At 66.0% G+C, this 13,890-nt stretch carries 16 protein-coding genes; 12 read left to right on the top strand and 4 right to left on the bottom strand.

The features are described 5' to 3' along the window. Positions 1-33: 33 nt before the first annotated feature. Together KUV65_RS11865 and KUV65_RS11860 are read right to left on the bottom strand one after the other, a co-directional pair. The gene (locus KUV65_RS11865; protein ID WP_222190878.1) at positions 34-1,452 is read right to left on the bottom strand and encodes a dihydrolipoyl dehydrogenase family protein; all 1,419 of its coding nucleotides are present in this window, start codon (positions 1,450-1,452) and stop codon (positions 34-36) included. A gap of 1 nt (position 1,453) precedes the next feature. Next, a complete protein-coding gene (locus tag KUV65_RS11860) occupies positions 1,454-2,179 on the bottom strand; it encodes a TVP38/TMEM64 family protein (RefSeq protein ID WP_308124656.1) in 726 nt (241 codons plus the stop codon). A gap of 192 nt (positions 2,180-2,371) precedes the next feature. On the opposite strand from KUV65_RS11860, the gene KUV65_RS11855 reads away from it, so the two are divergent. From KUV65_RS11855 to yidD, 4 genes are all read left to right on the top strand, one after another. Further along, entirely contained in the window at positions 2,372-2,857 is a 486-nt protein-coding gene (locus tag KUV65_RS11855; protein ID WP_222190874.1) for a DUF523 domain-containing protein, read from the top strand. A 136-nt stretch (positions 2,858-2,993) separates the two neighbouring features. After that, complete coding sequence (gene rpmH, locus KUV65_RS11850) at positions 2,994-3,131, top strand: 50S ribosomal protein L34 (protein ID WP_025311815.1); 138 nt, start codon at positions 2,994-2,996, stop codon at positions 3,129-3,131. A 23-nt stretch (positions 3,132-3,154) separates the two neighbouring features. Next, positions 3,155-3,550, top strand: a complete 396-nt coding sequence (gene rnpA / locus KUV65_RS11845; protein ID WP_222190872.1) for a ribonuclease P protein component — start codon at positions 3,155-3,157, stop codon at positions 3,548-3,550. Beyond that, positions 3,547-3,768 carry a membrane protein insertion efficiency factor YidD gene (gene yidD / locus KUV65_RS11840; protein ID WP_222190870.1) on the top strand — a complete coding sequence of 74 codons (222 nt, stop codon included), beginning with the start codon at positions 3,547-3,549 and terminating at the stop codon, positions 3,766-3,768. Before rnpA ends, yidD begins: the two co-directional genes overlap by 4 nt. 4 nt (positions 3,769-3,772) lie before the next feature. On the opposite strand, the gene KUV65_RS11835 is transcribed toward yidD, so the two are convergent. Continuing rightward, positions 3,773-4,720, bottom strand: coding sequence for an alpha/beta hydrolase (locus tag KUV65_RS11835; RefSeq protein WP_222190868.1), 948 nt, complete (start codon positions 4,718-4,720; stop codon positions 3,773-3,775). A 106-nt stretch (positions 4,721-4,826) separates the two neighbouring features. Here KUV65_RS11835 and ttcA point away from each other — a divergent pair, with 106 nt between their 5' ends. The 8 genes from ttcA to KUV65_RS11795 all read left to right on the top strand — a co-directional run bounded on the left by ttcA (position 4,827) and on the right by KUV65_RS11795 (position 12,962). Continuing rightward, positions 4,827-5,732 (top strand): tRNA 2-thiocytidine(32) synthetase TtcA, encoded by a 906-nt coding sequence (ttcA, locus tag KUV65_RS11830; protein ID WP_222190866.1) that lies wholly within the window; start codon positions 4,827-4,829, stop codon positions 5,730-5,732. Positions 5,733-5,810: 78 nt separating this feature from the next. Beyond that, positions 5,811-7,382 carry a GGDEF domain-containing phosphodiesterase gene (locus KUV65_RS11825; protein ID WP_222190864.1) on the top strand — a complete coding sequence of 524 codons (1,572 nt, stop codon included), beginning with the start codon at positions 5,811-5,813 and terminating at the stop codon, positions 7,380-7,382. Positions 7,383-7,509: 127 nt separating this feature from the next. Next, the gene (gene yidC / locus KUV65_RS11820; protein WP_222190862.1) at positions 7,510-9,333 is read left to right on the top strand and encodes a membrane protein insertase YidC; all 1,824 of its coding nucleotides are present in this window, start codon (positions 7,510-7,512) and stop codon (positions 9,331-9,333) included. Beyond that, positions 9,333-10,070: an MOSC domain-containing protein gene (locus KUV65_RS11815; protein ID WP_222190860.1), complete on the top strand. Its 738-nt coding sequence runs from the start codon at positions 9,333-9,335 to the stop codon at positions 10,068-10,070. The genes yidC and KUV65_RS11815 overlap by 1 nt, the downstream gene beginning before the upstream one ends. After that, positions 10,067-10,723 (top strand): ribosome biogenesis GTP-binding protein YihA/YsxC, encoded by a 657-nt coding sequence (gene yihA, locus KUV65_RS11810; RefSeq protein ID WP_222190858.1) that lies wholly within the window; start codon positions 10,067-10,069, stop codon positions 10,721-10,723. The genes KUV65_RS11815 and yihA overlap by 4 nt, the downstream gene beginning before the upstream one ends. Positions 10,724-10,783: 60 nt before the next feature. Next, a complete protein-coding gene (gene argB / locus KUV65_RS11805) occupies positions 10,784-11,644 on the top strand; it encodes an acetylglutamate kinase (protein WP_222190856.1) in 861 nt (286 codons plus the stop codon). A 125-nt stretch (positions 11,645-11,769) separates the two neighbouring features. Then, entirely contained in the window at positions 11,770-12,453 is a 684-nt protein-coding gene (locus KUV65_RS11800) for a hypothetical protein (RefSeq protein ID WP_222190854.1), read from the top strand. After that, on the top strand, positions 12,450-12,962 hold the full coding sequence (locus KUV65_RS11795) for a SixA phosphatase family protein (RefSeq protein WP_222190853.1): 513 nt from the start codon (positions 12,450-12,452) through the stop codon (positions 12,960-12,962). The genes KUV65_RS11800 and KUV65_RS11795 overlap by 4 nt, the downstream gene beginning before the upstream one ends. Positions 12,963-13,082: 120 nt before the next feature. On the opposite strand, the gene KUV65_RS11790 is transcribed toward KUV65_RS11795, so the two are convergent. Further along, positions 13,083-13,877: an amino acid ABC transporter ATP-binding protein gene (locus KUV65_RS11790; RefSeq protein WP_222190851.1), complete on the bottom strand. Its 795-nt coding sequence runs from the start codon at positions 13,875-13,877 to the stop codon at positions 13,083-13,085. Positions 13,878-13,890 lie beyond the last annotated feature (13 nt).

Raw genomic sequence — 13,890 nt, 5'->3', positions numbered from 1 at the left:
CCGCGCGGTACTCCTTGCCGTTAGCCTCGGGGCTCAGGGAATGACGCGCTGGATCGTGCGCACCACCCGCTTGACCCAAGGGTTCTCGAACAGCTTGGGAGAGAAATAGGCCCCCGCAGCGCGTTTGTTAATCTCTCCCATCGTCGGATAGGGCGCGACCATGCTCGCGATGGCGGACATTTTCATGCCGTTGGCAATGGCCAGCGCCCAGGTCTGGATCAGGTCGCCCGCCCCTGCACCCACGATCGTTGCGCCGACCGGTTTGCCCTTCACCACCATGACCTTGGCGAAGCCCCGGGTCTGCCCCGTCGCGATGGCGCGGTCGTTATAGGCGAACTCGGCCCGCGCCACGAACAGCTTGTCGCCATGCGCCTTGCGCGCCTGCGCCTCGGTCAGGCCGACCTGCGCCAGTTCCGGATCAGTATAGGTCGCCCAGGGAATATGCGCGGTCTTGGCCTTGGCGGGAAGGCCGAACAAAAGCGGGCGGATCACCAGCCCGCCATGATAGCCCGCGACATGGGTGAACTGCATCCCGCCCGCCACGTCGCCCACGGCATAGACGCGGCGATTGGTCGAGCGCAGCCCCTTGTCCACGGTCACGCCGCGCGTGTCATACTTCACCCCCGCCTTTTTGAGGTCGAGCGTATCGACATTCGCCTGCCGCCCGACCGCGACCAACAGGTGCGAGCCGGAGAAACTGCGCCCGTCCTCGGTGTCCAGCGTGATGTTACCGTCACCCCCGGAGACGCGGGCGACTTGCGCACCCTCGACGATCTCGATCCCCTCGGCGCGCAGCGAAGCCAGAACGATCTCGGCCGCCTCGGGATCATCCTTTCCAAGGGCCTTGTCGCCCTCCAGCACGGTCACCTCGCAGCCCAGACGCCGATGCGCCTGCGCCATCTCCATCCCGATCGGGCCACCGCCGATGATCAGCAAGTGCCGGGGGCGGTCGCGCAGGTCGAAGATGGTTTCATTGGTGTGATGCGGCACCGCGTCGAGGCCCGGGATCGGCGGCACGAAGGGGCGCGATCCGGTCGCGATGACGAAACGGCGCGCCTTCACCACCGTGTCGCCGGCCTGAACCTCGGCCTCCGAAACGAACCGGGCCATGTCGCGGATGACGTGGACGCCCAGGCCCTCGAACCGCTCCTGGCTGTCGACGGGGGCGATTGTCTCGATTACCGAGCGGACATGATCCTTGGCAGCGTCGAAGTCAGGGGCTGGCTCGTGGCCCGCCACGCCAAAGGCCGTCTGCGCTGTATCATGCGCCTTGTGTCCGGCGGCGAGCAACGCCTTTGACGGGACGCAGCCGAAATTCAGGCAATCGCCGCCCATCTCGTGCCCTTCGATCAGGACCACGCGCGCGCCCATCTGAACCGCGCCCGCAGCCACCGAAAGCCCGCCCGAGCCTGCCCCGATCACGCAGATATCGGTTTCGAGTCGATTGGTCATGTCACAGGCCTTTCTTACCGCGCACCGCGCGCAGGATGATCGGAAGCAGAGCCAAGGCCGCAAGTCCCAGCAGCGGCAAGAGGATTTGAGGTTCGAAGATGATGCCGAGGTCCGGCGTCTCGCCCCGGGCGAAGACTTCGGACAGCCCCGCGCCGACCGAGGTGTAGACGACCGCGCCGGGGATGATCCCGAGGAAGGTCGAGATCACGAAGCGGGACAGTCGCACATTGACCAGAGCCGGCACGATATTGGCGACGAAGAACGGCACCGCCGGCACCAGCCGGATCAGGAACAGCATCGACCACTGGTTCTCGTCGATACCCGTCTTGATCCGCCGCACCATCCCGTCAGAGGCATCCATGCGGGCAGCCAGTTTCTCTCCCAGCCCCCACCGGGCGGCAAGGAAGATGGCCGTCGCGCCCGTGGTCGCGGCGATCACGTTGAACAGCGCACCGGGGAAGGTCGCGAAAAGGAACCCGCCCGTCAGCGTGGCTATGGTCGCGCCCGGCAGGGAAAAGGCCACGATGGCGACATAGACGGCAACGAAAACCAGCGCTGTCACCGCGTAGTTCGCGTCGCGAAAGTCGATGAGCCGCTCGCGATTTTCGGCCAGTGTCTGGAAATTCAGTGTATCCCGCAGGAAATACCAGCCAAGCCCGGCCACCGCCGCAATCAGCACCAGCGGCAAAAGCCGCCCCAAGGGGGATCTGCGTGTGTCGTCTGTCACAGTTCGGTCCATTGCAATCACCTTTTCCGGGGGTTGGCCAGTGCGTTGCCCCTTACATGCGCCCCTTGAGTGGCAGGCGACAGGCCGCTCACGGGTGAGTGATGCCCCGTGACGCACAGCACGTAAACCGTGACGGAACCATCCGTTTTCCGTAATACTTGGGCTGTCCCTGTAACGAGCGGAACGCCGATCATGCAGCCCATTCTTGTCAGTGCCTGCCTGATGGGCCGCCCCGTGCGCTACGACGGGCGCGCCAAGACGCTGCATGACCGGCTTCTGTCGCGCTGGAAGGAAGAGGGGCGCCTGATCCCCTTCTGCCCCGAGGTCGCGGCAGGGCTGCCGACGCCCCGCCCGCCCGCGGAGATCGCCCCTGGTGCCGACGCGGCATCCGTGCTGGACGGCCAGGGTACGATCCGGACGATAGATGACACCGACGTCACCGCCGCCTTTCTCACCGGGGCGCAGTTGACCGTTACGCTCGCCCAGCGCCATGGATGCCGTCACGCGCTCCTGATCGATGGCAGCCCGTCCTGTGGGTCCGGCTTCGTCTATTCGGGTCGCTTCGATGGCATCCGCCAGCCCGGGCGCGGCGTGGTGGCCGAGGCCCTGATCCGCGCCGGTGTCGCCGTCTACACACCGGCCCGGATCGAGGATCTTGCCGCCGCGCTGGAAAGCTGATTTTCGCGGCTCAGCTTTGTTGACATGTGGTCCGAGAGTCCGTATCAGCGCGTTTCATCACAGATTCCAGCCGTATCGTGAGACGCGCTTCCGCGCTCCCCGGCATGGCCCGAGACGCAAGACGCGGAGAGAGACGATGTCGAAACGCACCTTCCAGCCTTCGAACCTGGTTCGCAAGCGCCGCCACGGGTTCCGCGCGCGCATGGCCACCAAGGCCGGCCGCAAGATCCTGAACGCCCGCCGCGCCCGCGGCCGCAAGTCGCTGAGCGCCTGATCGCGCCCATCGGCTCTGGTGCCATGGCACCCGCTGAGGATATGCCCCTGCCGACCGATGGGTCGCCGGGGGCTTTTTCTGTTGCGACGCTGAGCAAGCGTCCCGATTTCCTGCGCGCGGCCCGGGCCCGCCGCGTCCCCTGCCCCGCCTTCCTTCTGCAAGCCCGCCAGCGTGCCCCGGACGAAGCGTCCGAGGCCCCGATCCGCGTGGGCTTCACCTGCTCGAAAAAGGTCGGCAACGCGGTCGCCCGCAACCGCGCCAAGCGCCGCCTGCGCGAGATCGCCCGCGCGGTTCTGCCGCTGGAGGGCAAGCCGGGTTGGGATTATGTTCTGATCGGGCGCAAGGACGAGACCGCCACGCGCGATTTCGGCGCCATGCAGGACGACCTGCGCCGCGCGCTGAGGAAACTGCACCGATGACCCCGCTCGCCTATATCGCCTCGCTGCCCGTCCGCTTTTACCGCGCGGTGTTCTCACCTTGGGTTGGCCATTCCTGCCGGTATCAGCCGACCTGCTCGGCCTACGCGATGGAAGCGCTGGAAAAACACGGCGCGATCAAGGGCGGCTGGCTGGCCGCGCGCCGCATCCTGCGCTGCCACCCGTGGGGCGGTTCCGGCATCGACAACGTGCCGGACTGAGGCGTCAGCCAAAGCGCAGCCACGTTCCCCCGTCCGAGGCGATCCGCGTCGGGATCTCGCGCCGGTCCACCGCGCCCCGGATCGTGTGCAAGACGTCTTCCATGAAAAGCGCATCCTCGAACCACCAGGTGTGCGCCGGGTAGTCGAGATGGGCGAAACCCTCCCGATTCGCGTCGAAATAGGGGCCGCAATTGATGTCGATCGCCTTTTGCGGCGGCTCGTCGATGATGCCGATCCGGCCCGCCCGCGGGGCGACCCCGATGCGCTTGATGTCGGAGAGGGACAGCACGTTGTCGAACGGGTTGTGGTAATTCGTCAGCCGCACGCAATGGCGGTAAAGCGACGAGGATTTCGAACTGTCCGCCGCCAGCGAGGCCGAGGAGACATCCGCCGAGATCAGCATAACCTGGCTGACCGACCAGCTGTGTGCGGCGACGCCGGGGCGGTCATCGGCATCGTCGAAGGCCTCGCGCACCACATAGGCGCCGGTCGAATGCGCGATCAGGTGCAGGTTCACGAAACAGTCGGGCCGTTGCAGCCGCGCGAAACTGGCGATGCCTTCGGTGACCAGCCGAAAGGCCGACATCTTCGCGTCCAGACGATCCTCCAGGTAATTCAGCGCCATGTTGGCCGCGGGCCAGTCGAAGCTGACCACCACGCCCTCGAAGCCCATCCCCTCCAGATGCGCGCGGATCTTGCGGTGACGGGTCAGCATCACCTCCTGCGGGGTGTTGAACCCGTGGATGTAGAACAGGATATCGCCGCGCGGCCCATCGTTCTGCTGGCCATGGCGCGCCGCCTCGAACACCGCGTCGACCCAGGCCGATTTGCGGATCACATGGTCGGGCGTCGGCGCTGGCTCATGCGCGGGCACGGCCAGGAAATGGCTCGCGCCCGGCTCGGCGATGAATGCCCCTTGCCGGATGGACCGGACGGAAAAGACGTAATCCATGCAGTGACCCTCCCTTCGGCCCATCCAGTATGCGCGAGGCTGGCGTCGCGGCGAAATGGTGGTTTTCCCCTAGGCAGAAGATCGCGCAGGGGATAGACGGGCGCCCATGCTGGACCGCGAAAACCAACCACAGACCGACGAGGCGGGGGACGATATTCACCCGCTGTTTTTCGGTGCGCCCAAGACGACCGAGTTCAAGAAGCTCCGCAAGCGGATCATCAAGGACACGCGCGAGGCGATCGACCGCTACGGCATGATCGAGCGGCGCGCGCCCGACGCCCCGCGCGAGAAATGGCTGGTCTGCCTGTCTGGCGGCAAGGACAGCTACACCCTGCTCGCCGCCCTGACCGAGTTGCAGTGGCGCGGCCTTTTGCCGGTGGACCTCTTGGCCTGCAACCTCGACCAGGGGCAGCCGGGGTTTCCCGCGACCGTCCTGCCAGAATTTCTCGAACGGATGGGCGTGCCGCATCGCATCGAATATGCCGACACCTATTCCATCGTGATGGACAAGGTCCCCCAGGGCCGGACCTATTGCGCGCTCTGCTCGCGACTGCGGCGCGGCAACCTTTACCGCATCGCGCGCGAAGAAGGATGCAGCGCGGTCGTTCTCGGCCATCATCGCGACGACATTCTTGAAACCTTCTTCCTCAACCTCTTTCACGGCGGCAAGCTGGCGACGATGCCGCCCAAGCTGGTGAACGACGAGGGCGACCTGTTCGTGCTGCGCCCGCTGGCCCATGTGTCCGAGGCCGATTGCGAGCGTTTCGCGCGGGCCATGGACTACCCGATCATTCCCTGTGACCTCTGCGGCAGCCAGGACGGCCTGCAACGCCAGGCGATCAAGCGCATGCTCGACGGGTGGGAGGAGAAGGCTCCGGGCCGCCGGCAAAAGATGTTCTCGGCCCTGATGAGCGCGCGCCCCTCGCACCTGCTTGATTCCGGCCTGTTCGACTTCGCTGGCCTGACGCGCGCAGATCGGAACAATTCTCAGGAACAATCCCGGCGTCTTTAAGCGCCTGTTTGGCTTTTGACGGTAAGCCTTGTCCGACGTCGCCGTGCGTTTGCGTCATCGGAGAAGGAAAGCGAGATCATGGTCAGCGGGCTGATTGCGGGCGCGACCCGGGCACAGCGCATTCTGCGCCGCGCACTGTCGCGGCTCGACGTTCTGGCCATCTTCCCGCTCTTGATCCTTGTTGCGCACGAGATCGGAGATGCAAGCCTGCTGCTGGCCACAAGCCTCCTGTTGCCCGCGCTTCTGGCCCTGCAATCCATTTCTCTCGGACACGCAGGGGCCACATGGGATCCGCCGACGCGCCCGCATGACAGCGCGCGCCTCCCCGGTCGGCAGGCGGTGCTGGACCTGCTGGAGCGGACAGCTCGAATGCCGCACCACGAGAGCGCCTGTATCCTTCTCGAAATCGACGACTGGCGCGACATCGCCGATCGGTGGGGGGCGGAAACCTCGGCCGATATCGCGCTGCACTGCCTCGACCGCCTGCGTAGCGTTCTGCGCCATGATGACGTGATCGCGAAGCTGGGCGATGCGCGCTTTGCCATTGCGCTGGCTCCGGTGCCGGCGGCCCGGCTGGGGATACGCGACGGGATCGTGTCGCGCCTGCGCGCCGCGATTGCCGAACCGATGGCCATTGACGGCACGTCCATCCGCATCACCGCCTCGGTCGGGCACGCCGCCCTGCTTCGCGATACCGCGGACCCGGCTGGCGCCACTATGGACGCGGCCGAAGCCGCCCTGGCCGACGCACATGGGGCGGGCGTCAACAGCGTGCGCGCCTTTGCACCCGGCATGCTGCGCGCCCGCCGTGCCCGCGCCCGCCTTACCGATGAGGTCGAAGGCGCTTTGGCCTCGGGCGATATCCGGGCCTGGTTCCAGCCGCAGGTCCGGGCGCGCACCGATGCCATCACCGGTTTCGAGGCGCTGGCGCGCTGGCACCATCCCAGGCTGGGTGTCCTGGGTCCGGCCGATTTCCTCGGGGCCATCGTCGATGCCGGCCAGATGCAGGCCCTTGGCCAAAAGATGCTGCGCGATGCGCTGGCCGCTTTGCAGGATTGGGATCTGGCCGGACTGAACGTCCCCACGGTGTCCGTCAATTTCTCGGCCGCCGAGTTGCGCGACCCGTCTCTCGCCGAGCGGATTCGCTGGGATCTGGACCGGTTCGATCTGCGCCCCGACCGGTTGGTCGTCGAAATCCTCGAAACCGTGGCCGCGCAATCGACCGATGATGTGGTGATCGCAACCCTGTCCTCCCTCGGATCCGAAGGGGTTCGCCTTGACCTTGATGATTTCGGCATCGGGCAGGCCTCGCTGGCCGCCGTGCGCCGGTTCGGCGTCAGCCGCTTCAAGATCGACCGGTCCTTCGTGATCGGCATCGACCACGACCCGGAACAGCAGTCCATGGTCGCCGCGATCCTTGCCATGGCGCGGGAACTGGGGGTCGACGCGCTGGCCGAAGGTGTCGAAACCGCGGAGGAGCGGGTCAAACTGGTCGAGATGGGCTGCACGCATCTGCAAGGCTTCGCCATCGCGCGCCCCATGCCCCGCGAAAACGTCATCGACTGGATCATCGCGCACAATGCGGCGCTTGCGTGCGGCCCGGGGCGGAGCGATCCGCGCACCAGCACGGCTGCGGCCAAACCCGGCTGAGCGCGACAACAGCGCGCGGCGCCGATTCGCCTTGGAAACAAGGCGGGCGCGCGGAAAACGCCCCTTGACCTTTGCACCCCCCTTCTGTTGAACCCTCCTGCATTGTGAACGAGGGATCTCGGCGACCATGGAAGACAACCGCAATCTCATTCTGGCCACCGGCCTCAGCATGCTTGTCATCCTCGTATGGTTTGTGCTGTTCCCCCCGCCCGAGCCGGTGGAGGACCCCAACGCCATCCCCGTGGCCGAGGAAAGCGCCGGTGGCGGCGTGGACATGGCCGTTGCACCGCCCGCGGCCGATACACCGGATGATCCGGTCGCCATCGACGCGACCGCGCTGACCGAGGTCGCGCTCAGCGAGGCCGCGCGCCTGCCCATCGACACCCCCTCGGTCGAGGGCACGATCTCGCTGCTTGGCGGCCGGATCGACGACCTGTCGCTGCGCAACTACGACGAAACCCTCGATCCCGACTCGCCCATCGTTCGGCTTCTGTCGCCCGTCGGCACCGCCGAACCCTATTACGCGCTCTATGGCTGGGCCCCCGGTGGCGACCTCGGCTTTGACCAGGTTCCCGGCGCCGACACGCCCTGGACCGTGGAAGACGGGGAAACCCTGACACCGGACAGCCCGGTCACCTTGCGTTGGGACAACGGCGAAGGCCTTATTTTCCGCCGCGTGATCGAGATCGACGAAGATTACATGTTCACGGTCACGCAGTCGGTCGAGAACAGCACCGAGGCCGAAGTGCGCCTTGCGCCCTATGGCATTGTCGCCCGCCACGGCCTGCCCGAAGACCTGCAGAATTTTTTCATCCTGCACGAAGGCGTGGTCCGCAAGGTCGATGGCGAGTTGGACGAGATCGCCTATGACGACATGCCCGATCTCGACCTGGTCGCGCGCGAAGGTGCCCCGGCCGAGGTTGTCAACGTCACCGAGAATGGCTGGATCGGCTTCACCGACAAGTACTGGATGACCACGCTGATCCCGGGTGCGGGCCAGGCCTTTACCTCGGTCACGAAATACGTCGCCTCCGCCGACATCTACCAGACCGAGGCGCGCATGCCCGCCGTCTCCGTCGCGCCGGGCGAAACCGCCGAGATGACGACGCAGCTGTTCGCCGGAGCAAAGGAATGGGAAACCATCCGCGAATACCAGGACGTGGGTGGCATCGACCGCTTCGTCGACTCGATCGACTGGGGCTGGTTCTACTTCCTGACCAAGCCGATGTTCTGGCTACTGCACACGCTCAACCAGCTGATCGGCAACATGGGCCTCGCGATCATCGCGCTGACGCTCATCGTCAAGGCCGTGCTCTTCCCGCTGGCCTACAAGTCCTACGTCTCGATGGCCAAGATGCGCGAGCTTCAGCCCGAGATGGAGAAGCTCAAGGAACGCGCTGGCGATGACCGCGAAGCGCTACAGCGCGGGATGATGGAGCTCTACAAGAAGAACAAGGTGAACCCGGCCTCCGGCTGTCTGCCGATCCTGTTGCAGATCCCGATCTTCTTCTCGCTCTACAAGGTGATCTTCGTCACGCTGGAACTGCGCCATGCGCCCTTCTTCGGCTGGCTGAACGACCTGAGCGCGCCCGACAGCTCGTCGATCATCAACCTGTTCGGCCTGCTGCCCTACGCGGCGCCCGAACCGGGCACCATCATGGCGCTGATCTTCATCGGTATCCTGCCGCTGCTGCTTGGCATCTCGATGTGGTTCCAGCAAAAGCTGAACCCGGCCCCCACAGATCCGACGCAAGCCGCGATCTTTGCGTGGCTGCCCTGGGTCTTCATGTTCATGCTGGGCAGCTTTGCCTCGGGCCTGCTGGTCTACTGGATCGCGAACAACACGATCACCTTCATCCAGCAGTACACGATCATGCGCAGCCAAGGGTACAAGCCCGACGTGTTCGGAAATATCCGCAGCAGCTTCAAGCGCAAGAAATCCGATAGCTGATGCAGGCCCGGCTGGCCCATATCTGGCGGCACCCGATCAAGGGCATCGGGGCCGAGCCGCTGGAGCGGGTCAGCCTGTCACCGGGCCGGCCCCTGCCGCTGGATCGCGCCTGGGCCGTGCTCGAGGATGGCGGGGAATCTGGCCCCGGCTGGCGCTCTTGCCGCAACTTCCTGCGCGGGGCCAAGGGGCCGTCGCTGATGGCCATCACGGCACGGGTCGAGGGCGAGACGATCCATTTGTCCCACCCGGACCGACCCGACCTGTCGATTGCGCCGCCGCATGATGCGGATGCCCTGTTCGACTGGCTCCGCCCGATCTACCCGGCCGATCGCCGCCCCCCGGCTGCGCTGGTGCAAAGCCCGCCCGAGGGGATGTCGGACGCGCCCTTCGCCTCGGTCGCAATCCTCAACCTGTCTTCGCTCCGCGCGCTGTCGCAGAAGGTCGGCCAACCGCTCGACCCGCGCCGGTTTCGCGGCAATCTCTGGCTCGACGGCCTCGCCCCGTGGGAGGAGTTCGACCTGGTCGGCAAGACGCTCGCCATCGGTGATGCACGGCTCGAAATCGTTGAGCCCATCGGACGCTGCCGCGCGACCGAGGCCAATCCCGACACAGGCCGCCGCGACGCCGCCACCTTGCAAGCCCTGGAAGAGGGCTGGGGCCATACCGAGTTCGGCGTTTATGCGACGGTGCAAACGGGCGGTGACATCGCCCTTGGCGACGAGGCGACATTGGCATGAACACGCCCCTCCCCTTCCCACTGGCCGAAGACCCCGATGCGCCGACCGCCGAGGCCGCGCGCAAGCTCTTTGCCGGGGGTGCAGAGTTCCTGAAGGGCGTCGTCGCGATGGACGGCCTGCCCCCGGATGACCGGGCCGAGGTCTGCTTTGCCGGCCGCTCGAACGTGGGCAAATCCACCCTCATCAACGCGCTGACGGGCCGCAAGGCGCTGGCGCGGGCCTCGAACACGCCGGGGCGGACGCAGGAAATCAACTACTTCACCCTTGGTGACAGCCACTACCTCGTCGACCTGCCCGGTTATGGTTACGCCGAGGCGCCCGTCGACGTGGTCCGCCGCTGGCAGACGCTGCTCAAGGCTTACCTCTCGGGCCGCGCCACCTTGCGCCGCGCCTTCGTGCTGGTCGACATGCGCCACGGCATCAAGCCCGTCGACGAAGAGATCATGGCGCTTCTCGACACCTCGGCGGTGACCTTCCAGGTCGTCCTGACCAAGGCCGACAAGGTGAAGGAAAAGGACCGCGAAAAGGTGTTGCGACAAGTCCGCGAGAAACTGTCCAAGCACCCCGCCGCCTTTCCCGAACTGGTCCAGACCTCCTCGGAGAAGGGTCAGGGCATCACGACCCTGCGCGCGATCATCGCCGGGCTGGCCTGAGCGACCTTCACAATCGGGCCGGTCGCGCCTATGCAGGTGTGACGCTCTTTCGGTGCAGCCATGAAGACCCAGGATATGACCCGCGATTACCTCGGCACCGCCCGGACCCTGTCCGAGGCTCTCCCCTACCTCCAGCGCTATGACGACGCGACCGTCGTCATCAAGTTCGGCGGCAACGCCATGGGCGATGACGAGGCGATGGCCAGCTTCGCCCGTGACATCGTTCTGCTGCGACAGGTGCGGGTGAACCCGGTGGTGGTGCATGGCGGCGGTCCAATGATCAACGACATGCTGGCAAAACTCGGCGTCACCTCGGACTTCGTCGGCGGCAAACGTGTGACCGATCAGCAAACGGTCGAAGTGGTCGAGATGGTCCTGTCGGGCCTTGTGAACAAGCGGATCGTGCAGGCGATCAACGCGCAGGGTGGTCGGGCCGTGGGCCTGTCGGGCAAGGATGCCAACCTGATTGTGTGTGATCCCGCCGACCCCAAGCTTGGCTTTGTCGGCGAACCGAACGAGGTGAACCCGCAGGTGCTGACCAACCTGTTCGGGGACGACATGATCCCCGTCATCGCCCCCTTGGGGGCAGGCCGAAACGGCGAGACCTTCAACATCAATGGCGACACCGCCGCAGGCGCCATCGCGGCTGCCTTGAAAGCCGATCGCCTGCTGCTGCTGACCAATGTCGCGGGCGTGAAGAACGAGGCGGGCGAGGTCGTCACCGCGCTCAGCGCCGCCGAGGTCGAGGAGATGACCGAGAAGGGCATCATCTCGGGCGGCATGATCCCCAAGACCGAAACCGCGCTTCAGGCGGTGCGTAACGGCGTGCGTGCCTGCACCATCGTCGATGGCCGCGTGCCCAATGCCGTGCTGCTGGAGCTTTTCACCGAGCATGGCGCGGGCTCGATGATCCGCGCCTGACGGGGCCGGATCGACAGGTCACACCCCGTACACATCCTGTACACACCCCGCGCATACAGCGTGTCGGGCACGGCGCGGCCCTATCGCCTCTCGCCAGAGCGGGGCCGCTCGCCTACCGTCGCGGCATGGTCACCTATTCCGACATCGCGACTCGGGTCGCGCGCGATCAGTTGGAGGTCTTCGGCGGGTTTCATCCCGGCCCGAATGACGGCGCGCCTGCGGGCTGCGGAACGTTGCTGTTGCTCGGGCCCCGCGAGCCGGGCTTCTGGGACACGCTCCTGAGCGCCCCCGAGGCGACCGAATCGCAATCGCACGACGCGTCCAGCCTGAACCCCGATCTCGACACCATGGATCGCTGGTCGGCCCGGGTGATCGGTGAGATCGCCACTGACCTCGGCGGGCGGGCCGTGTTCCCCTTCGGCGGCCCGCCATCCTACCCGTTCTTCGCCTGGGCGACGAAATCCGGGCGGGCCTGGGCCAGCCCGGTGACGCTCTTGGTGCATGACGTTGCGGGGCTGATGGTGTCCTACCGCGGCGCCCTCGCCCTGCCGTTTCATGTCGATCTGCCCACGCAGACCGATGCGCGCCCGTGCGCGCGCTGCGACCAGCCCTGCGTCACCGCCTGCCCCGCCGCTGCCCTGACCGCCGCGGGCTACGATACCGGGGCCTGCCACGCGGCGCTCGACACACCGGCCGGGGCAGGGTGCATGACCCAAGGCTGCGCCGTGCGCCGTGCCTGTCCGGTAAGCCAAACCTATGGCCGCGACCCAGCCCAATCAGCCTATCATATGCGAGCGTTCCATCCATGACCCGAACCCTGATCCTGATCCGTCACACCAAGTCCGATTGGGGCGATGCCGGCCTGTCGGACCATGACCGCCCGCTGAACGAGCGCGGCCAACTCAGCGCGCCGCGCATCGGCCATTGGCTCGCCCGGACCGGCCACACGCCGGACATGGCCATGATCTCCAGCGCGCGCCGGACACAGGAGACGTGGGCAGGGATCGCCGGGCAGCTTGAAAACCCGCCCGATCCGATCATCAGCCATGGCCTCTACAATGCCGCGCCCGCCGATCTGCTGACCGCGATCCGCAGCGCCGAAGACGCCAAGACACTGGCCATCGTCGCGCATAACCCCGGCATCGGCAGCCTGGCCTGGTCGCTCTGCGCGATGCCGCCGGATCATCCGAAATTCGGCCTGTATCCGACCGGCGCGACACTGGCCCTGTCCTTCCGCGAGGCCTGGGCCGAGGTCGCGCCGGGTCGCGGGCGGGTGCTGGATTTCGTCGTGCCGCGCGAACTGCCCGATCCCGACTGACCCACCCCTTCATCTTGGCAAGAAAACTCCCGCCGGAGGCAAAAGGGCCGCAAGGGGGTCAATCCCCCTTGCGGCCCTTGCCCGGTCGTCCCGCGCGACAGCGCGAGGGCGCGAAATATCTCAGTGACCGAGGATCTGGCTGAGGAACAGCTTGGTCCGGTCGCTTTGCGGGTTGTTGAAGAACTCTTCCGGCTCGTTCTGTTCGACGATCTGGCCCGCATCCATGAAGATCACGCGGTTCGCCACCTGGCGGGCAAAGCCCATCTCGTGCGTCACGCAAAGCATGGTCATGCCTTCCTCGGCGAGCTGGATCATGGTGTCGAGCACCTCCTTGATCATCTCGGGGTCCAGCGCCGAGGTCGGCTCGTCAAACAGCATGATGCGCGGGCGCATGCAGAGCGAGCGGGCGATGGCCACACGCTGCTGCTGACCGCCCGAGAGCTGGCCGGGATACTTGTCGGCCTGTTCGGGGATCTTCACCTTGTTGAGGAAATACATCGCCGTTTCCTCGGCCTCTTTCTTGGGCGTCTTGCGCACCCAGATCGGGGCCAGCGTGCAGTTCTCCAGGATCGTCAGATGCGGGAACAGGTTGAAGTGCTGGAACACCATTCCGACCTCGGACCGGATCTTGTCGATGTTCTTGAGGTCGTTCGACAGAAGCGTGCCATCGACGGTGATGGAGCCCTGCTGGTGTTCCTCCAGCGCGTTGATGCAGCGGATCAGCGTGGATTTCCCCGAGCCCGAAGGCCCGCAGATCACGATGCGTTCGCCCCGGTTCACCGTCAGGTTGATGTCGCGCAGAACGTGGAACGTGCCGTACCACTTGTTCATGTTGCGGATCTCGATGGCGACCTCGTCCGAGACCGTCATCTGCGAGCGGTCGATTTCGCGGGCTTCTGCGGTTGCGTCGGTCATGTGTCAGACCTCC

Source organism: Maritalea mobilis, assembly GCF_019800885.1.
In the GTDB taxonomy this organism is placed as follows: Bacteria; Pseudomonadota; Alphaproteobacteria; order Rhodobacterales; family Rhodobacteraceae; genus Roseibacterium; species Roseibacterium beibuensis.
This window is presented reverse-complemented; position numbering and strand designations above follow the sequence as displayed.